General features: G+C 40.3%; 24 protein-coding genes. 7 read left to right on the forward strand and 17 right to left on the reverse strand.

Going from position 1 to position 17,438, the window contains the following annotated elements:
* Nucleotides 1-6 precede the first annotated feature (6 nt).
* A complete protein-coding gene (locus LY624_RS14995; protein WP_341803347.1) occupies nt 7-897 on the reverse strand; it encodes a GPO family capsid scaffolding protein in 891 nt (296 codons plus the stop codon).
* Nucleotides 898-1,092: 195 nt separating this feature from the next.
* On the opposite strand from LY624_RS14995, the gene LY624_RS15000 reads away from it, so the two are divergent.
* The 4 genes from LY624_RS15000 to LY624_RS15015 are packed head-to-tail and all read left to right on the forward strand — an operon-like array spanning nt 1,093 to nt 4,716.
* Nucleotides 1,093-2,865, forward strand: coding sequence for a terminase large subunit domain-containing protein (locus LY624_RS15000; RefSeq protein WP_341803348.1), 1,773 nt, complete (start codon nt 1,093-1,095; stop codon nt 2,863-2,865).
* Nucleotides 2,865-3,932, forward strand: a complete 1,068-nt coding sequence (locus LY624_RS15005; RefSeq protein WP_341803349.1) for a phage portal protein — start codon at nt 2,865-2,867, stop codon at nt 3,930-3,932. The genes LY624_RS15000 and LY624_RS15005 overlap by 1 nt, the downstream gene beginning before the upstream one ends.
* Complete coding sequence (locus tag LY624_RS15010; protein ID WP_341803350.1) at nt 3,929-4,255, forward strand: phage holin family protein; 327 nt, start codon at nt 3,929-3,931, stop codon at nt 4,253-4,255. Before LY624_RS15005 ends, LY624_RS15010 begins: the two co-directional genes overlap by 4 nt.
* Nucleotides 4,255-4,716 carry a hypothetical protein gene (locus LY624_RS15015; protein WP_341803351.1) on the forward strand — a complete coding sequence of 154 codons (462 nt, stop codon included), beginning with the start codon at nt 4,255-4,257 and terminating at the stop codon, nt 4,714-4,716. The genes LY624_RS15010 and LY624_RS15015 overlap by 1 nt, the downstream gene beginning before the upstream one ends.
* Nucleotides 4,717-4,731: 15 nt before the next feature.
* On the opposite strand, the gene LY624_RS15020 is transcribed toward LY624_RS15015, so the two are convergent.
* Nucleotides 4,732-5,286: a hypothetical protein gene (locus LY624_RS15020; RefSeq protein WP_341803352.1), complete on the reverse strand. Its 555-nt coding sequence runs from the start codon at nt 5,284-5,286 to the stop codon at nt 4,732-4,734.
* Nucleotides 5,287-5,643: 357 nt separating this feature from the next.
* On the opposite strand from LY624_RS15020, the gene LY624_RS15025 reads away from it, so the two are divergent.
* Complete coding sequence (locus LY624_RS15025) at nt 5,644-5,886, forward strand: ogr/Delta-like zinc finger family protein (protein ID WP_341803353.1); 243 nt, start codon at nt 5,644-5,646, stop codon at nt 5,884-5,886.
* A 6-nt stretch (nt 5,887-5,892) separates the two neighbouring features.
* Here the strand turns inward: LY624_RS15025 and LY624_RS15030 are convergent, their stop codons facing one another.
* The 13 genes from LY624_RS15030 to LY624_RS15090 form a co-directional block, all read right to left on the reverse strand.
* Nucleotides 5,893-6,576, reverse strand: coding sequence for a DNA adenine methylase (locus LY624_RS15030; protein WP_341803354.1), 684 nt, complete (start codon nt 6,574-6,576; stop codon nt 5,893-5,895).
* A 192-nt stretch (nt 6,577-6,768) separates the two neighbouring features.
* A complete protein-coding gene (locus LY624_RS15035; RefSeq protein WP_341803355.1) occupies nt 6,769-6,957 on the reverse strand; it encodes a hypothetical protein in 189 nt (62 codons plus the stop codon).
* Nucleotides 6,947-7,180 carry a DUF7415 domain-containing protein gene (locus LY624_RS15040; RefSeq protein WP_341803356.1) on the reverse strand — a complete coding sequence of 78 codons (234 nt, stop codon included), beginning with the start codon at nt 7,178-7,180 and terminating at the stop codon, nt 6,947-6,949. The genes LY624_RS15035 and LY624_RS15040 overlap by 11 nt, the downstream gene beginning before the upstream one ends.
* A 69-nt stretch (nt 7,181-7,249) precedes the next feature.
* Complete coding sequence (locus LY624_RS15045) at nt 7,250-7,474, reverse strand: hypothetical protein (protein ID WP_341803357.1); 225 nt, start codon at nt 7,472-7,474, stop codon at nt 7,250-7,252.
* Complete coding sequence (locus LY624_RS15050; protein WP_341803358.1) at nt 7,467-7,751, reverse strand: hypothetical protein; 285 nt, start codon at nt 7,749-7,751, stop codon at nt 7,467-7,469. The genes LY624_RS15045 and LY624_RS15050 overlap by 8 nt, the downstream gene beginning before the upstream one ends.
* Before the next feature lie 77 nt (nt 7,752-7,828).
* Entirely contained in the window at nt 7,829-10,990 is a 3,162-nt protein-coding gene (locus LY624_RS15055) for a replication endonuclease (protein WP_341803359.1), read from the reverse strand.
* Entirely contained in the window at nt 10,991-11,542 is a 552-nt protein-coding gene (locus LY624_RS15060) for a 3'-5' exonuclease (RefSeq protein ID WP_341803360.1), read from the reverse strand.
* 17 nt (nt 11,543-11,559) lie between these two features.
* Nucleotides 11,560-11,844 carry a hypothetical protein gene (locus tag LY624_RS15065; protein ID WP_341803361.1) on the reverse strand — a complete coding sequence of 95 codons (285 nt, stop codon included), beginning with the start codon at nt 11,842-11,844 and terminating at the stop codon, nt 11,560-11,562.
* A 29-nt stretch (nt 11,845-11,873) separates the two neighbouring features.
* Complete coding sequence (locus LY624_RS15070; protein WP_341803362.1) at nt 11,874-12,464, reverse strand: SAM-dependent methyltransferase; 591 nt, start codon at nt 12,462-12,464, stop codon at nt 11,874-11,876.
* Nucleotides 12,461-12,727 (reverse strand): hypothetical protein, encoded by a 267-nt coding sequence (locus LY624_RS15075; protein WP_341803363.1) that lies wholly within the window; start codon nt 12,725-12,727, stop codon nt 12,461-12,463. The genes LY624_RS15070 and LY624_RS15075 overlap by 4 nt, the downstream gene beginning before the upstream one ends.
* Before the next feature lie 9 nt (nt 12,728-12,736).
* Entirely contained in the window at nt 12,737-13,150 is a 414-nt protein-coding gene (locus LY624_RS15080) for a hypothetical protein (RefSeq protein WP_341803364.1), read from the reverse strand.
* 11 nt (nt 13,151-13,161) lie between these two features.
* A complete protein-coding gene (locus tag LY624_RS15085; RefSeq protein WP_130149317.1) occupies nt 13,162-13,416 on the reverse strand; it encodes a pyocin activator PrtN family protein in 255 nt (84 codons plus the stop codon).
* Nucleotides 13,413-13,631: a helix-turn-helix domain-containing protein gene (locus LY624_RS15090; protein WP_341803365.1), complete on the reverse strand. Its 219-nt coding sequence runs from the start codon at nt 13,629-13,631 to the stop codon at nt 13,413-13,415. Before LY624_RS15090 ends, LY624_RS15085 begins: the two co-directional genes overlap by 4 nt.
* A 197-nt stretch (nt 13,632-13,828) precedes the next feature.
* Here LY624_RS15090 and LY624_RS15095 point away from each other — a divergent pair, with 197 nt between their 5' ends.
* Nucleotides 13,829-14,449 carry a LexA family protein gene (locus tag LY624_RS15095; RefSeq protein ID WP_341803366.1) on the forward strand — a complete coding sequence of 207 codons (621 nt, stop codon included), beginning with the start codon at nt 13,829-13,831 and terminating at the stop codon, nt 14,447-14,449.
* A gap of 46 nt (nt 14,450-14,495) precedes the next feature.
* Here the strand turns inward: LY624_RS15095 and LY624_RS15100 are convergent, their stop codons facing one another.
* Both LY624_RS15100 and LY624_RS15105 read right to left on the reverse strand, forming a co-directional pair.
* The gene (locus LY624_RS15100; protein WP_341803367.1) at nt 14,496-15,626 is read right to left on the reverse strand and encodes a hypothetical protein; all 1,131 of its coding nucleotides are present in this window, start codon (nt 15,624-15,626) and stop codon (nt 14,496-14,498) included.
* A 108-nt stretch (nt 15,627-15,734) separates the two neighbouring features.
* Entirely contained in the window at nt 15,735-16,535 is an 801-nt protein-coding gene (locus LY624_RS15105) for a DUF4852 domain-containing protein (protein ID WP_341803368.1), read from the reverse strand.
* Between the two features lie 301 nt (nt 16,536-16,836).
* On the opposite strand from LY624_RS15105, the gene LY624_RS15110 reads away from it, so the two are divergent.
* On the forward strand, nt 16,837-17,433 hold the full coding sequence (locus tag LY624_RS15110) for an AHH domain-containing protein (RefSeq protein WP_341803369.1): 597 nt from the start codon (nt 16,837-16,839) through the stop codon (nt 17,431-17,433).
* The last annotated feature ends 5 nt before the right edge of the window (nt 17,434-17,438 follow it).

Raw genomic sequence — 17,438 nt, forward strand, 5'->3', positions numbered from 1 at the left:
GTGTGGTTACAGCAACTGGCTGTATTTACCCTCGTCGCCTTCGGGTTCATCGTCGGCGTCGGTGGTATTACCCGCAGGTGCGTTTACTGCTTTTTCAAACTTGTCTGTCAGTTCTGTAAGCAGTTTTTTCGTTGAGGATAGCTCTTCTTTTAGATCAGCTACTTCAGTGCTTTCATCATCTTCAGGCGGTGTTTCTTCGTCTTCCACTTTAGTGGCTGAGAATGAATCAAGCTTTGTTGAAAAGCCGTCTAGCTTTTGGCTGAATTCGGCAAGCGGTGTGCCCAGTGCATCTTTTAATGCGGTGGCTAAGTCTTCTGGTTTCATATCGGGTTCTTCCTGATTGAATGAAAATAGTCGTTTAAAAAAGGGTTTTTTAGTGGGTTCATCATCGACGGGATCGCATGCCCCTAATTCGACTTTTAATAAGGCGACGTCCTTGTCGTCTGGCTCACTCTTACTGCTAAAGTTAATACGGTCTGTGTAGCAACTCGCTGGGTAATCGGTGACAGCAAGACCTGTTAGGTAGGTTTTGCCCGAGCCCATAAAGTCACGTTTTATTTCAATGCTGAAGTACACCGCTTGATCGGCTTTGTTTAGCTCAACAAAACTTTGATTTGGTGCAAGCACAGCGTATAAGCACACCACACCTTCTTCGTTTTCGTATGCTTCAACGCTCAACACATCGCCCAACATGCCTGCTATATCAACGTTGTGTAGGTTTTTAGCTGCCCAGCCCGACCAATTGAACTCATGATCAAGGTTGATACGCGCGCCATATTTGCGCGGGTTGTAGGTTTCGACAATGTCGGCTACGTCTTGCTCTGTGATTTCACGACCATCAACTGTCATGCCTACCGCAGCAATGGAAAGTGGTTTTGTACGTAGTTGACTTGGCATAAATAAAACCTTTGTTGGTTGAGCGTTTTGCTTTAAAGTTGCTTGCAGTTTGCACCCTCTTTTTACACCTTTCCAACGGTTTAACTTTTTGAAATTCCTATATTTAGCTTTTAGGAATTGATAGGTTTTTAACTGACAGATCACACGCTTTATAACGAATACACTGCCGCTATGGATTATTAAACGCGGTGCATTATGAAAGCGAACTACGGACCAGAAATACGCAAAAAAGCACAAGACTTGTATGTGGTTGAAGGTTACACGGTGGATGAAATTGCCGACCTGGATGACATGCCAAGTGCGCGTAGTGTTCGCCGTTGGGCTGAGGCGGGCAAATGGGAGGATATGTGTCCAAGCTATAACGCTGAAATGGCCTTTAGCAAACGCATTAACCTGCTCGCTGATAAAGACAACAAAACCGAAGCGGACTATAAGGAGCTCGACTTTTGCACGCGCCAATTATGCGCCCTCAATAAAAGTAAACTTGCCCCTGCCCCTAAGCAACGTGCCGTTAATGATGATGCGTCAAACCAACAAAATAATGGCAGCAATAAAAAGTCGAAGAAGAAAAAGAAAAACGATTGCTCTGGCATTACCGTTGACATGCTTAATGAGCTTAAAGACAAACTACTTTACCCACACCAAAAGCATTGGTTTGAGAATCAAGATCACCGCAGCCGCTTTATATTAAAGCCACGCCAAATTGGGGCAACCTTCTACTTTGCGTTTGAAGCATTTTATGATGCCGTGCTGAATGGCCGTAACAAGATATTTATATCAGCAAGCCGTGACCAAGCCGAAGTATTTAAAGCCAATATTGTCGCGCTCGTGCGTGAGCATTTTAATATTGAATTAACCGGCTCACCGATGGTGCTAAACCTAAAAGGTGGCAAAACGGTTAAGCTGATTTTTAAGTCAACTAACGCCCGAACAGCACAATCGGAAAGCGGCGACTTATACATCGATGAAGTGTTTTGGATTCCTAAATACAAAACATTACGCGGCCTTGCACAAGCCATGGCCACGCACAAGCATTTACGTATTACCTATTTTAGTACGCCTTCAGTTACCAGCCATGAAGCGTACGACCATTGGAATGGTAAGTGGTACCGCAAAACAAAAGCCTGTAACGATCCTGAATTTGAAATTGATGTAAGTCACAAGGCGCTGAAAGATGGCATGTTGTGTGACGACGGTATTTGGCGCCAAATGCTCACTGTGCATGATGTGGTTAATTCAGGCTTTGACCGCATTGATATTGGCGTACTTGAAAACGAATACAGCACAGACGAGTTTAATAACTTGTTTATGTGTAAGTTTATTGATGATGCACACAGCGCCTTTAACCTGAACCAAATCATGGCGTGTGTGGTTGATTCAACTAAATGGGATGATTTCAACTTAGAATGGGAGCGCCCTTTTGCGTTAAAACCTGTGGTGATTGGTTTTGACCCCGCCCGCTTTGGTGATAAAGCCAGTGTGGCAGTATTAAGCTGCCCAATGAAACCAGGTGAAAAGTTCCGCTTGCTTGAAGCAATCGATTTAAGCGGTAATGACTTTGAAGCCATGGCCGCTGAAATAAAGCTACTCACAGAAAAATACAACGTACAACATATTGGCGTTGATACCACTGGGATTGGTTATGGTGTGTGGGAAATGATCACTAAGTTTTTCCCGAATGCTGAGCCTATTCATTACAACCCAATAATTAAGAACCAGCTGGTTATTAAAGCCATTAACGTAATTAAAAACAGCCGCTTTGAGTTTGACCAAGACGCGGTAAATATTGCCAGCTCATTTATTAATATTCGTCGTAAAGTGTCTGGCGACCAGATCACGTATGCCACCAACCGCACAGCCACCACAGGCCATGCCGATATTGCTTGGGCAATTATGCATGCTATGAAATTTGAACCATTGGACGGCAATGCCCACAGCCGCCAAACCTCTGTAGGAATTGCAGCTTAATGAGTAAACCACGATTACAAGTGAGTAACGGCCAATTGCCGAACTACAACCAACGAACAGCCGTAACCGATACTTTTAGTTTTGGCGACCCTGAGCCGTGCTTAGATAATCGGCTCACTGATTACATTGGTGTGTTTAGTGACAACAACGGTATTTATGCACCGCCTATTAGTTTGCAAGGTTTGGTGAAATTGCTCAGAGTGAATGCTCAGCATGGACCCATACTCTACTTTAAGCGCAACATGATCTTAAAATGGTATAAACCAAACCCATTGTTGAGCCACCAAGCACTAAGCAAATTTGCGTTTGATTTACTTTGGAGTGGTAACGCCTATTTACAGATTATTCGTAATGCGTTTGGGCAAGTGATTAGGCTGCGCCATTTACCCGCGTTGACGATGCGTTATACCAATACGCGTGGTGTGTATGCCCAACTGAGTAACCGCACTCACCAGCCTATTTATTTCAAGGCTGGCGAAGTCATTCACGTAAAAGAGTACGACCCTGCGCAAGGTATTTATGGCATTCCGCAATATTATGGCGGTATTCAGTCAGCACTACTCAATGAAGATGCCACTTTATTTAGGCGCCGTTATTACAAAAACGGGGCACACATGGGGTTTATCTTCTCCATGGCAGATCCGAACTTAAGCGATGACGACGAAACTGCATTAAAGAATGCCATTCGTGACAGCAAAGGTGTGGGTAACTTTAGAAGCCTATTTTTTAATTTCCGCAGTAATAAAGCCGATGCTGAAAAATCGATAAAGATCACGCCTGTCGGTGATATATCCACCAAAGACGAATTTGAGCGCATCAAAAAAATAACCCTTAACGACATGCTCAGCATGCACCGCGCACAAGAAGCACTCAGCGGGCAATCATCTGGTGATAGCCCTGGCTTTGGTGATTTAGACAAAATCACCCGCGCTTATTACAACAATGAAGTGGTACCGCTTCAGCAAGACGTACTGGGTATTAATAACTACTTACCTACCGCACAACATATTGAATTTAAAGAGCCTGAGTACTCAGACTTAAACCCAACGACAAAGGAAAGCGCATGAGCTGGTTAGACATCATTGAATTTATTAAACAATGGGGGCGATTATTTATGTTGAGTTTCTTAGCAGCCACTATCCAAATGTATTTAAGCAAACGACAGTTCACGTTTTTTCATTACTTTATGAGCGTACTGATTGCGATATTTGCAGCCTACTTAGCCGCCATGTTTTGTGAGTGGCGAGGATTTGATGAAAGTTTAAAAACGGGTGTGATTGGTGTTACAGCCTATGCCGCACCGCATTTACTTGAAGGGCTCGACAAAGTGATCAAGTCATTCAGTAAAGACCCAAAAGCCTTTATTAAATTAATTAGGGGGATCAAATAATGGGCTGGCTTAAAACACTCATCGCATTTATTACAGACCCAATAGCCGATTTAACCGGCGGTTATGTTGAGCGTAAACGTATTGCGGCTGAAATGGCCGCAGACGTTGCACGTGCTGAAAACAATTTTAAAATTGCCCAGTTTGAAGCAAAAGCAAAACGTTGTATGCAAGCAGAGCAAAATGACGCTGATTATGACTTACTTGTGCTGAAGAACCGCGACAAAACCTTTATGGATGAAATCATTATTTTATTCTTTTTAGGTTTATTCATCTGTCACTTCATACCAGCAATGCAACCGTATATGCAAAAAGGTTGGCAAGCAATGGGTTATAAAGGTGCGCCCTGGTACTTTGAGTTTGTGATAGTGGGGATTGCCGTTTCGACACTTGGGTTAATGCGATTGTTTAGGGCGTTTTGGAGTGGTAAGGGTAAAGAGAATAAAAGCGTTAGGGGGAGCTAACGCTTAATCGAATATTTATTTAAACTCTTTAAATAGGTCATCATAAACCTTTTGTTCATCTTTTCTAAATTTAGAGTAAAGATTTGCAAATTCTTCAGTAACTGTATCAAAACTTTTTTTCTTATCTGCTAGCTCTTGACGGAGTTCTACGCACTTTCCATAAAAATTTTCCATATCTTCAAAGCTTTTTAGTTTGCTCTTTTCGTTAAATATTAATCTATTACATTTTAAATATGATAATTGATATTCAAGCGAATATTCAATGAATTTTGAATGCTTTAGAGTGTCATCTAAATCTTTGATAATTCGATCATGATCCTTTTCATTTTGTACCCTATCTAAAGCTACAAAACTGTTTTTAGTTATATCTAAATATTCTGATGATAATAGTTGGAAACTTAATTCCATTTCTGTAAGCAATTTTATCCTTTCTAAATATAACTGATGCTTTCGCCAGTTAAATAATGTCCATATAGCTATAACTAAAGCGAGAATTGTAGCTATGGATGCAATAAAAGTTGCAAGTTGAGTTAACCAATTAAAATCAGATAAAGAAATTATATTTTTCATACATTAATACCATAGTTTAAATAATAACTTCTACTATGTTGTAGATACAAAATCAACTTTAACTTTCACCATCTATCAGACTATTTTGTTGTCACTTTATGTCAAATATTGTCACAGTTGTGACATTCAGATCTTTTTTAAACAACTATCAGATCCTTTTAATACAAGGGCTAGCTAAAAGTAGCATGTCACAATGGTTGTCAATTTGACGCATTTTTTGCACGAAAGCGGAAGGCGAGGAGGAGTGAATTTTTCGGCCTTTGAGTTCTCAGCTATCTATTGAATGGTTATTTGTAAGGTAAAGAAACACTGTATATAATCACAGTTAATGTTTTGTGGATTTATAGTGGTGTGGCTATGCGGGTAACGTGTCCGAACTGTGGAAGTAAAGCGACTATTTCATCAAGAGAAAATCAATCAACCCATGTAGCTGATCTATACATTTCATGTACTGACGTTAAAAACTGTGGGGCAACGTTTGTTAGTACACTAGCATTTAAACATTATCTAAACCCACCTCGCCAAACAACAGCACAACTTGCCGCGTCACTCATTAAAAACTTACCTCGTGAACAACAATTAGAATTAATTGGCTTATAGTAGTCGTTATTCAACTGCTAATAGTGCAGCCATAATGGTTTGCCTTTCAGCTCTCGGGAGTGCTTCATAATTCTTAGCCCAACGTTGAGCTTTTCTTTTTATCCGCTGACGATCAGTAAAGTTCTCACCCGCAAAAGTGTGATAATGCACATCACCTGGTTGATAGTTAAGCCAGATTGTTTCAGTACGAACGCCGCCACGGGTCATTGCTTGAAAGTCTTTACGCCACCAATCTTTTAGCATTTCGTTGTATAACGGATTGTCATAGCCAGAAATAATAATTTTAACGTCTTCGTGGTTATGTTTTTTTGCAGCTAGTAGCAAACGTTTGTGATCGGCTTCTGTCATTTCATGCTGATAACGTGCATTGCTTGTTCTTGTTTCTGGCATGTATGGCGGATCAAGATAAAGCTGGGTTTTACAAAATGGTTTAAAATTTTCTAGCCACTCAATAGCACAACCACAAATTTTGTTTTCTGGTACCACATAGCTAAATTTATCTAGCATGGTTTGTGACTTATCAATAACCACATTGTGCTTAGCCGATGCTTTCTTTTTAAATACTACGCCAGTGCCCAAAAACAGCTCACCGTAAAAGTCATGAGGGGCCATTACATTAATAATGGCTTGGTAAACACCACTGCCACCTTTTGCACCTAAATAGCTTTCGTGTTCTGATTGATTCATCATTTTTATTTCCAGCAGCTGGCATAGCTGCATTTATCTAGTGTGGCCAATACAGTTAAATTTAACTATGTTTGCCGTCGACTATAGCCAGGCTTAACTATGGCACCAGGTATAAACTGATTTCTGGTACCACATAGTTAAATTTGTCTGTACTCGAGCGATAGTACTTCATAGTTAAAAATGGCTGTGCTGCAGCTACTTGTTTAATGCTTTACTCATTGAGACTAAAAAGCACTTTTTAGCCACTTGGTTTTCAATATGTGTAGCGGCCGTTTTTAAAATACATGCAGCTAATGGCCCTTCAACTCCACGACCTTCAAGGTATTCAATTACGTCAGATACGACTGATAACTCTTGTGCTGTAGTTAATTTTTCATTTTTCATTTTCGAATTCCATTAGCTTTTTTTGTACTTGCTCATAAGTTAGTGGCTTACTATTTATTTCAGGGCCATATTCAAAAACACCATCATCCGCAACTAGAATTTTTTCGCTTACTCCACTTTCCACTTGGCGACAGATGGCTAAACCAAGCGGGTGTAAAATCTCTCGATTTATTCTCTCGATCAATCCAAGTTCAGACATATGATTCCAGTTAATCTTTTTCATTTTTCTGCTCACTTTGCTTAGGTTTAACAACTGAGTGATACACCCAGTTGCGGCGTTTAACGGTTGGTTTCACGCTTCAAACCTCTCTTTAAGTTCATCAAGTAAAGGTTTTAACTTGCTATCAAGTGCTAATAGCTGCCTTGGGTGTAAGTTTTCGTCTTGAACGAAAGTTATGTGTTTAAACCTAAACGAACTGCCATGCAGCACACCGCATTCAGCTCTCATTGCAAGGTAAAAGTCCGTACCGCAATAAATCTTGTTTTGGTGTATATCGGATTGATTATTCTCAGGCATGACAACTCCCCCCTGCTAATAAAGCAGGACGCTTAAACAACAGTGCTTTATTTTGTAGCTGATCGATACTCACTCTGCGGCCATCTATGGCAATTACTTTTATAGCATCAACTCCTAATCGTGTTTCACTCACAATGGTGTAACGGGTATCACGCTTTATATTTTTTAAGCAACGAGTACCGTGCTTTACCGATTCACCAAAAGCATGGCCTAGTGTTCTAGCTGTATAAAACAGCCCTGTTTCGAGCATTTTCTCTGCTGCTGTATGGGTATTCATAATTACTCCTAAAGTAGCTAGTTAAAGGTACAGATAAACTTATCTGTACCCGCGGATTAACTAATCCGCGGGTACAGTTACGCCATTAAATCTAATGCCCACCAGTCATTGTCACTGACTGCTGTTGCTTCACCAGCTAGAACGAGCCTAGCTAAATCAAGATCACCAATTACATCTGCATGACCATATTTAAATTGGGTGCTTGATGGCTTAGTTCTGCCATCGAATTTTGCGTATGAGGTCGCTAAGTCGTAGAGCTCACGCGCATATTGATAATGTTTTTCGGTTGGGGTTGTGTTGCCAGCTGGGCGCTGCTTATTAAGATCTAGTTTTTCAAAGCTATGCAGCTCATGCCCTTGCATGTAATAAACACGGTTACCAATCACCACATTGCCGCCGTCCTTAAGCTGTTTTACATGCTCTGGTGCAAAGTCATATATGCTGGCTTTTGAAGGTTCTGAGTGTTGATCGCCTGCTAATTTCTGCTGTTTTTGCATTTCTGTATGCGCGAGCGAGTCAATCGCTTGCTTGCGATATTCAATTAACTGCTTTTCTTCATCTAATACGAGTAAATTACCGTCTCGTATTAGGTAAATTTGGCCGTTTCGCCTGATCCTTTTACCCGCCACTAGATCCTTTTTAACCTTAGCGATCTGTTTTTTGGTAAAACCGATCATATCTAGTAATAATTCGTCTCTATCACCCACTGTGCAAGGCGTACAATTATTCCCACTAGACCAAGATAGGTCGGCTGCGCCGACGTTGTTAGCATCCTGCCCGCCATTTACAGCGGTGTTGTCGTTAGCTGCGGCAGTACCAATAATTTGTTTTTGCCAGGTGTGAACACGGGTAATCAAAGTGCAAGGTTCGTGAAGGTCTTCAATGCCTTTAATGCGCTTAACGCATTCAGCATATTGGTTGCCATATTCGGTATATTCATAAACAGGCTTGAAACGCGCATTTCGGCCAATGCCAAAGCCACCCATTAAAGTAACAAAGGTTTTAAAGCTGCCCTCGTCCGCAGCTTTGCGGATTTGCTCAAGCTCTTCATTACCTTGTATTGCTTCACGCACACGGCGCAGCTCACGCCAAATAGTAATGGCGGGTGACTTTTGAAATTGGAATTGACGAATGCCCCATGTGCTTGCCCATGCTTTAACAGGGTTAACAAGGGCTGACTGGGTAAACTTCTCGCCTGTTTCTGCATCGTATTCGTTGGCAAGACCAAAGCCGTCTATATTCTTACTGACGTACTTAGCAATATAGGCTGCTGCACCGCCAATTCGTTTACCATCTTTGCCGATTTTTGCAGGCTCCATTTTCATGGCGGTATAACGTGGGCTACTTGGGAAATAGTTTTTAACCGGCGCTTTGGTGTAAATGCCTTTTGATTTATTTAGGCCCCAAATTTTACGGTTATGCTTGTACTTCCTGCGGTAATGTTTACGGTTTTTAAAGCGCTGAAAAAATACCTCACGATCATCGCGAGTAAAATATCGGCGTAAAAGGTGGTTAACTTTGTCGTAGTACCTAGCGGGCATCCATAAAAGCATGTGCCAGTGGGTGCAACCATCTGCATGAGGTTCGGCTACGCGCACCCCAAAATACGGTATTTCTAGACGATCTAATTTGGCCCTTGCTTGTGAATACAGCTTGTTTAAATAATTGCTTGCATCTTTGGGGGTTGAGCCATCCCATTTTGGTGAATTAGCATGAAAACGACTAGGTGCAGTAATATTGTAAAAACCGCCTACATAGCCCATTTCGTCGGCTAGTTCTTCTGTTTCACGTATGCGTAGCATTAACTCATTACGCATGTTTTCAGGGTTAGCAATACCTGCTTCAACCGCTTTCATTAGCGATATAACATCGCTTTGTTCGTTAACTAATTCAAGGCTTTCAAGGTATCGTTTGCCACGTTCACGATCAGCTTTATATTCATTAAGCGCTTGGTGTGAGCAATAAGCGTTAATGCCTTTTCGTACTGTTTTAGTGCCTTTCTTTTTGTCGTATTTTGCAAACAAGTCTTTGCCAACTTCACCTGTTGCTATTTCTAAATGCTCAAGGTAACGGCGGCGAATATTTTTTAATTTACGTCCCCACCATTTGTAACATTGCGCTTTTAACAAACTTACTTCTGCATCTGGCTCTGTTAAGTAAATGCCTTTTTCAGCAGCAAAAAGAGTCACACCAAAGTTTTCAGCATACTGGCTGATCACATCAAACTTATCTAAAGCGCCCCAGCTTGGGTTCTCTATGCCTAAGTCGTTAAGTATTTCGGTTACTTCACGGGCCAGCACTTCAGCATGTTTTTTGGTTTTGTCTACATTCGCTAAAATATGCCAAGGTAAAGGCATGCTGTCGGTTATTTGTTTAAGAATTGTAAGGCGAGGCTTAAGCGTTTTAATAGTACGTAATAGCCACTGGTTAGCATTACGATGATCACGAATGCTATCGAATATATTCGTATTTGTTGGCTTTTTAGTTGTGCCGTCAAATTGGTATAATTCAGATGATTGCGAAGCAATTCTATCTGTGTATTGCTCTGTGTTTTCATTGCGCTTTTGTTTATAGCGCTTAATGCTTGGTTCGTACTTATCTATAAAGCGTTTAGCCACACGCATTTGTAATGGCTTTGGTACTTTGCTTAAGCATTTATATACAAATTCTTTTTCTGCAGTATCGTCGATTGCATCTATGATCGAGCGCACAGAGCTTGTTACATCACCACCTACCAATTTTTGTAAAAATGCAGTTTCATCACTAGATGGTTGCATCTTTTTTTGTGCTAATACTTCACGCTGCTTTTCTGTAAAGCTAAGTGTTTCGGCTGTTCTACGCACAAAGCTAGCTTGAATACTCGCTTTGCGGTTAGAGCTAATAATGTCACGCACAATGTAATTATGGTGATTGTTGTTATGCACTTTCTTAAGTGCTGACTTGGCAGGTTTGCTTAGTTTGAAAAAGCTTACATCGATGCGATATTCTGCATTTTTAAGCACATCATAAAACCAAGCGTTTGCTTCATCACTTGGGTTTATGGGCTCGTCTTTGTACCAAACATCATTATGCTGCTGCACTTTAGCTAAGTATTGCTTAGCCATTTTGTACTGCATATAAGGGGTAAAACGGCTTAAGCCGCTTAGTAAGGTTTCCTTATGCTCAACGTTATCAACGGCTTCAACCATTGTTGAAACCGCTGTAATAACGTCGAAGTTAAGAGTTGGCCAAATACTCATCTAGTTAGCTAAAGCTTTATAAATAGCTGAAACATATTTGGCTTGATGAATTGCATCATCTAGTGCGTTATGTGCCGTACCTGTGAATGGCATATCACGCTTAGGATCAAAGCCTTTAAGTGTGCGGCCTAATTCAACAACGGTTCTAACATCGCGGTCATTCCAATATCGCCATGGCTTTTCATAGCCTACCGCTTTGAATGCATGACCCAAAATTACGTTATCAAAACTGGCTCCATTCCCCCAAACTACGCGACTGTTAACGCGCTCAATTTGCCCTACCCAAGCACTAAAATCATCAATAGCATATTGCAGATCCATCGTGTCATTGCTAGTGATTTCAGCACGAGCTTCATCGCTTTGTTTTAACCACCAAAGCACTGTATTTGGGTCAATCTCGCCATATTTTGCAGCGCTTTCTAAGCCAACTTTTTGATAAAAGCTCGCGCCTATTTCACCTGTGGTTGGTTCAAAAAATACCGCGCCAATGGCAACAATTGCAGCATTATTGCCCTGTCCCATAGTTTCTAGATCAAGCATTACGTGGTTCATGGTTTTTTTTCTCCGTTTTATAGTTCAAGTTCAATTAGGTCAAAATCGGCACCGCGCTGAACTGCGTCGAGTGTTTCGCTTAGGCGGTCGTAAAAGGGGGCGTATTCAATGTGGTCATTTGCAATTAATTGCACTACTGGCATTAGGTCAGTAAGGCAGTTTTCACACTCCATGAGCATGGCAACCGTTGGACGCTTAGCTAAGTTTTTAATAGTAAAATTGGCTTGGTCTAAAACGTGTTCAACAATGTTTTTAAGTAATTGCTGATTTTTAGATAGATCTTGGTCTTTGATAGAAGTCATTTCATTAGTCCTTTAGGATTTGGATTTGGTTAAATTACAAATATTTCTGCTGCGGCTGGGTAGCCTTTGCAAAATACAAAATGGGCGTATTCGGTAGAGTCTGTGTGACTTGGTTTTTCAGGTTTGAAACCTGGTCGTTTACTATGAACATAAACGGCCGCAAGCGGTAAGCGTTGCCACATTGGTTTACGCTTTTGGCTACCAAGCCAATTTAAGCGTTGCAGCATAATTACTAAGCCGTGATCATCAACCATATCAAGGGCTTTTTCTGTAAATTCTTGCGCTAACTTAAATGGTGGGTTGGTGATGATCATGTTGAATGTTGGCAAAAATGCACTTGGCGTTGTTAAAAAATCACGGCCTCTAACCTCTGCGCGTGAATCTTCACGAATGTCCCAGCTTTCAACACTAAAGCCGTGCTGTTCTAATACCGCTGGGTAACTCATTGGGTATTGTTCACAACCGCCTGCGCTTGGGTCTAATACTCTTGGGTATTCATCTGGTGAACAAAGCAAAATATTATTTTCAGCAAAGGCCGCTAGAAAATCTTCAATTAGCCAATGTGGTGTTACATAGTAATCATCCGCATTGCGCACAGTTCCGCGATTTGTTGAACTCATGATCTCACCTCAGAAAGTGCTTTTCTCAACATACGAATAGACTCTTCACAACCACCTGTAGATTCAATCCAACCAATTGTTTGATGTATTCCATCTATGAGTATTTGCTTGTTTTTTAATTCTTTTGTAAGTCTGTATGCCAAAACATATGCTTGCAATTTGCCTTTGCTCTGTGAGTTTGCGATTGTTTGTTCTTGTGTTTCTGAATGATCAACAACCATTTTCGAGACACCGTTACTTTTTTCAACCATTAACTTAGCCATGATCAATCCCTAGTGTGAATGCACAGTTAAGTGTGAATGCACAGTTAAGTGTGAATAGTCGGTGCTTGCATCTTCGCGTGGGGCGTTTTGCAAAAACTTAGCTGGTGCCATTGCGTTTGCATCGGTAAATGCTTTAACCAGTTCTTGTAACTGCAAAATAGCCTTGTGGATTTTTAAGCGGGTTTCAGCACTAAAATTAGCAAAGCCTTTTTCAAGGTCGTGGCGTTTTAGGCCTGCGGCAAAACAAACTATTGTGCGTTCGTTTTCACTTAACACCTTGCTGTAAATATACTCAGGTGTATGACGTTCACTACCCATTAGCGCTTTTATTTCAGCAAGGCCTTTAGGAACGTGGCGCCCTTCTACAGCTTTAAGTGGTGCGGGTTGAGTTGTATTTGTTGATTTAACAAGTGCATTTGCCATGGTCATTGCTCCTAGTTGTTTACACTTTGCCACTCAGCGCGGCCTTTTTCGTATTGTGTTTGCAGGTACTCACCTAAATCACTCACGTTTACCAGCGTAGGTGAACGCTCCGAATCAATGGCCTTAAATGTAGGAAATGGCAGTTGCGCGGCTTTTGCCTTTTGCTCAGCAGTTTTAGGCTGAATGCCTAAATGCTCGACACAAATGTCTTTAAGCCTTACAACGGGTGTGTTGTAGCGCGCAAGTAACGCAAAGGTCATGTTCATGCTGCATCGTCCTTGTTGCTTTTTTGGTGATCGGCGAGTAACTCATTTACCGATACTTCACCGTTTGTTAGTTCAGAAATACGTGGGATGTATTTCGCGGGGGCTTGGCAGTGGCGATGAACCCAATTCCAAACAGCTGTTTGCTGTGTTCCTAACAAGTTTGCCAACTTAGTTTGGCCGCCAACAATGTGTACTGCTTTTTCAATATTTGACATAAACACACTCACAAAATTAATTACCTTTGGTAGTACAAAACTAACATTAAGATCACTTTAAGTGATTGTCAATTTATTTATTACTTTTTGTGAGCACTTTAGCTTACTTAAAGTAATTTGCATTAATCACAAAAGGTTGTGACAATCTCCCTAACAAATCACTTAAAGTTATCAAATCGACATAGATGAGGAATTATATGGACATTGCAACTCGAGTTAAGGAACGTCGTAAAGCTCTTGGTATGACTCAGTATCAACTGGCTGAAATTACTGGTGCAGCTCAAACAGCTATACAAAAAATAGAAAGAGGCGACACTAAAAACCCGCGTAAGATTGAAGCGTTAGCACGTGCATTACAATGCACACCGGAGTATTTGCGTTTTGGAGTTGGTGAAAGTGAAAACAGCAACGTTGTACCCGGGCCAACACTAAAAGCAGCTGTGCCATTAATTAGCTGGGTGCAAGCAGGAGCATGGTCTGAAATTAGTGAAATAAAAGCCTACGACGCTGAACGTTACTTATGCCCCGTAAAATGCAGCGACCTAACCTTTGCACTAAAAGTGCAAGGCGTGAGCATGGAACCAAAGTTTTTTGACGGCGATTTAATTTTTGTAGACCCAGAAGCCGAGTGTATTCACGGTTCGTACGTTGTCGCCCGTTTAGATGACGACAACCAAGCCACATTCAAACAACTCATTATCGAAAGCGGCCGCAAATTCTTAAAAGCCGCCAACCCTAACTGGCCTGAGCAACTTATACCGATTAATGGCAACTGCACATTGGTTGGTAAAGTGGTATTTGCTGGTAAGTCGTTTTGATTAACTAAACACTAAGCACAAAAAAGCCCGCGCTTGCGGGCTTGGTTTAGGTAATTATTTCCGAACGTGAAAGCTTAGTTAATTGTTCTATGTCTATGCTATCGCCATTAATTAATAGCTCTAAAAATTCCATCTGATTACATTGATATCGCTGCTTATAGATATATTTTTTATTTATAATTTCAAATAAATCAAAGACGACACTTCCTAGATACATTTCATTTTTATCTCTGTCCCAGCCCATCTGATCACCGAACTGTACTTGTAGTGTAATATTACTGTTTTTTGCAGAGAAATTATCACCCATTTTAAACTTTAATATCGGCCCCTGAGTCCAGACCATATAACCTTTTTTATCTTTTTTACGTTCTTCGTATTTTATATCAAGTGCATCTCTGAAAGCGTATGGCACATTAAAATACCAGTGATCATTATTTAATGTTCCTTTGCTTAATGTAGAGTTGTAATAAACCGTAGGATAAAGAGCTAAGTCCCTTTTTATTTTTGTTTTACCACCATTGGGCCACATTGCTTTTAAATACTTTAGCGTTGCGCTTTCTAAAAATTTAAATTCTATATCCTGATTTCCCAGTAACTCTTTGCACCATATAAACAAACGATCAGCAGCCGTGTTTAAGTAGCTATATGATATGACTGATTTCTTTCCTTTATGCCGAACGACCCAATTTTTAGTACGCTTTATTGTGACTTCTTTATAATCACCTGTTATTTCATCAATCTCTGGTTCAGTTCTAAACTCCTCAAAACAGATTTGTAGTTCAGGGAGCTTTTTAGGATTACCATTTTTAAACCGTGCGTAAATTGATAAGTCTTTTGTACTTTCGGTCAATTCTATTAGCCATTTTTCAACAGGAAAATGTGGTGTTATCGCATTTTTTATGTCTAGTAGTGTTTGCTGTGGCTCTACCTTTGGTAGCTGGTTTACCTCGGACGCTCTATTTTTTGTTAGCTCACCATTCTCAGCAATAACTTGTATTCGTTCCATTAGGAATGTCTTTAAGGCGTTAGTTGCATAACACTTAGCTCTTACTTTATTGCCGTTGATACTTATTGGCCCTAAAATACGAGGCTGACCACTCATGCTACCACCGTTATAGATTACGTTTATTTTCTGCTTTGTATCAATTGCTTTCTGAATTAACTGTTCCGCTTCCATGATCATCCCTTTACCACTAAAACCTTAGATTAAGCTAGCGTTCATTTTTCAACAAGCTGAGGATTTATACAGGTATTAAAAAACCCGCGACTCGCGGGCTTCTTTATATTAAAAGGACTTTATGACCCTTTTATCATCCTTACCATAGTAAACCTCACCACCAAGCACTTCACCATAGAAGATACCTTCACCCTCATCTAACCTAACAAATTTAAAGTAAAACATTGCAGGTAACTCTCGGTCGATTCTCCCTCTTGAATTTTTCTTTTTTTGTAAGAATACTTTGGCTTTTTCAGGTGCCATTTTTAAATCGCCAATAACCTCTGGGTTAGTTAAATAAAGCTTAAATTCCCGCGGAAACTTATTCTTTGGCATGCGAATGTGATCTTGTTTAAAACGATAGCTTGTAGTTGATGATAACGACTCTAACGGGAATTCTCCTTTGTCAAAATCGTATTTACCAAAATCCCATTCCGTAAAGAGTTTATGCACTCTCGTTTCATCAAAGTTATTTGTATCTTGCTTTATCCTTTCAACAGCTTCAGCTTTTTTACTTGCAAGCTCAAATTCATCATTTCTATATTTTTTGTATGTCTTTGGATAATAAACCTTCATTAAGTCTGTAGCACTTTGTTCGTAAGAGAAGTACTTAGACATTTTTCGGTATGCCGTAAAAAAGTATTCCCAATTATATCCATCGTCATATGCGTCTTGATATTTATCATTTATTTTTGAAGGAGATACTTCAGCTAGTACATCATCAGATACTTTCTCGCTTTGGATGTCAGATTTACCCCAGATAAATTCTGATATTGGCCCCCTTTCCGCTCCATCTGGAGGTGATGGCAATGTTGTTTTACAAGCAGTGACAAAAAAGATGCTCAATACCAAGGCAACCGATTTACTCACGTTATTACTCCTATGTAAGTTTATTTATAATTTTTAAAAGCCAAAGGCGATAGGAAAAACTTTTTAGTCTTTCAAAGTGACAAGCAAACTTTATGAAACACAAACTATATTCTTAGTGAAAAATAAAACGCCACTCCTTTTCAGCTACCTAATAGATTAAGTTTTTGTTCAGCTTTCGACAAGCTGGTGATTTGTACAGGCATTAAACCTGAGTGCCAACTCAGATATACCCTTGTCTATATTTGCTTCAATTATCATATTCTGAAAGAATATAGGTACACGTTATTTAAAAGGATTTATAATGCGCCAACCATACGAGGAAGTAACGGTTCAAGAACTTGAACAAGATATTCTGACCGTTACTGGTGACCCAGTTCATGCCAAAGCCAAGGCTCAAGCCTTTTCTATTTACTACCGCAATGTTGTTATTGATTCAGTACGATTTCGCCAAGGGCGCATTACTGAAGATGATTTAAAATACTCTCGCTCTATACAATGGGAGCACATGAAGTCCCATTCAAAGAAACTTGCTGAAAACATGAAAAAGGCAGGCAGAGGTAAACGACTAGGTAATACTGCTGCTCACCATATTGTCTCTTGGAACGACCAACGAGCTGGTAGAGCAAGATTGCGCTTAGCAGCATTCGGGATTGATATTGATAACGAAGCAAATGGGGTTTACTTACCGCTTCATAAAGCACATGTGCCAATGAAGTCTCTACCTAATGCCTATGCCCACAGTACAATACACACTGAAAAATATTACTTAAATGTCGAATTTTTAATTGAAGAATCAGTCATGGAAGGTTTGGGGCACAGAGGTATTATAGATACACTAAGAGACATAGCCGATGACCTTGAAGATGGTCAGTTTCCTTTAAAGTCTTTAATTGAATAACCAGT

Source organism: Pseudoalteromonas sp. N1230-9 (assembly GCF_032716425.1).
GTDB lineage: Bacteria > Pseudomonadota > Gammaproteobacteria > Enterobacterales > Alteromonadaceae > Pseudoalteromonas.

Coding starts and splice junctions, on each gene's coding strand:
- LY624_RS15015 (WP_341803351.1), top strand. CDS start 4,255: ATGGGCTGGCTTAAAACACTCATCGCATTTATTACAGACCCAATAGCC.
- LY624_RS15045 (WP_341803357.1), bottom strand. CDS start 7,474: ATGCCTGAGAATAATCAATCCGATATACACCAAAACAAGATTTATTGC.
- LY624_RS15030 (WP_341803354.1), bottom strand. CDS start 6,576: ATGATGAATCAATCAGAACACGAAAGCTATTTAGGTGCAAAAGGTGGC.
- LY624_RS15050 (WP_341803358.1), bottom strand. CDS start 7,751: ATGAATACCCATACAGCAGCAGAGAAAATGCTCGAAACAGGGCTGTTT.
- LY624_RS15090 (WP_341803365.1), bottom strand. CDS start 13,631: ATGTCAAATATTGAAAAAGCAGTACACATTGTTGGCGGCCAAACTAAG.
- LY624_RS15110 (WP_341803369.1), top strand. CDS start 16,837: ATGCGCCAACCATACGAGGAAGTAACGGTTCAAGAACTTGAACAAGAT.
- LY624_RS15055 (WP_341803359.1), bottom strand. CDS start 10,990: ATGAGTATTTGGCCAACTCTTAACTTCGACGTTATTACAGCGGTTTCA.
- LY624_RS15005 (WP_341803349.1), top strand. CDS start 2,865: ATGAGTAAACCACGATTACAAGTGAGTAACGGCCAATTGCCGAACTAC.
- LY624_RS15010 (WP_341803350.1), top strand. CDS start 3,929: ATGAGCTGGTTAGACATCATTGAATTTATTAAACAATGGGGGCGATTA.
- LY624_RS15000 (WP_341803348.1), top strand. CDS start 1,093: ATGAAAGCGAACTACGGACCAGAAATACGCAAAAAAGCACAAGACTTG.
- LY624_RS15065 (WP_341803361.1), bottom strand. CDS start 11,844: ATGACTTCTATCAAAGACCAAGATCTATCTAAAAATCAGCAATTACTT.
- LY624_RS15100 (WP_341803367.1), bottom strand. CDS start 15,626: ATGGAAGCGGAACAGTTAATTCAGAAAGCAATTGATACAAAGCAGAAA.
- LY624_RS15025 (WP_341803353.1), top strand. CDS start 5,644: ATGCGGGTAACGTGTCCGAACTGTGGAAGTAAAGCGACTATTTCATCA.
- LY624_RS14995 (WP_341803347.1), bottom strand. CDS start 897: ATGCCAAGTCAACTACGTACAAAACCACTTTCCATTGCTGCGGTAGGC.
- LY624_RS15080 (WP_341803364.1), bottom strand. CDS start 13,150: ATGGCAAATGCACTTGTTAAATCAACAAATACAACTCAACCCGCACCA.
- LY624_RS15035 (WP_341803355.1), bottom strand. CDS start 6,957: ATGAAAAATGAAAAATTAACTACAGCACAAGAGTTATCAGTCGTATCT.
- LY624_RS15095 (WP_341803366.1), top strand. CDS start 13,829: ATGGACATTGCAACTCGAGTTAAGGAACGTCGTAAAGCTCTTGGTATG.
- LY624_RS15085 (WP_130149317.1), bottom strand. CDS start 13,416: ATGAACATGACCTTTGCGTTACTTGCGCGCTACAACACACCCGTTGTA.
- LY624_RS15070 (WP_341803362.1), bottom strand. CDS start 12,464: ATGAGTTCAACAAATCGCGGAACTGTGCGCAATGCGGATGATTACTAT.
- LY624_RS15075 (WP_341803363.1), bottom strand. CDS start 12,727: ATGGCTAAGTTAATGGTTGAAAAAAGTAACGGTGTCTCGAAAATGGTT.
- LY624_RS15020 (WP_341803352.1), bottom strand. CDS start 5,286: ATGAAAAATATAATTTCTTTATCTGATTTTAATTGGTTAACTCAACTT.
- LY624_RS15060 (WP_341803360.1), bottom strand. CDS start 11,542: ATGAACCACGTAATGCTTGATCTAGAAACTATGGGACAGGGCAATAAT.
- LY624_RS15040 (WP_341803356.1), bottom strand. CDS start 7,180: ATGAAAAAGATTAACTGGAATCATATGTCTGAACTTGGATTGATCGAG.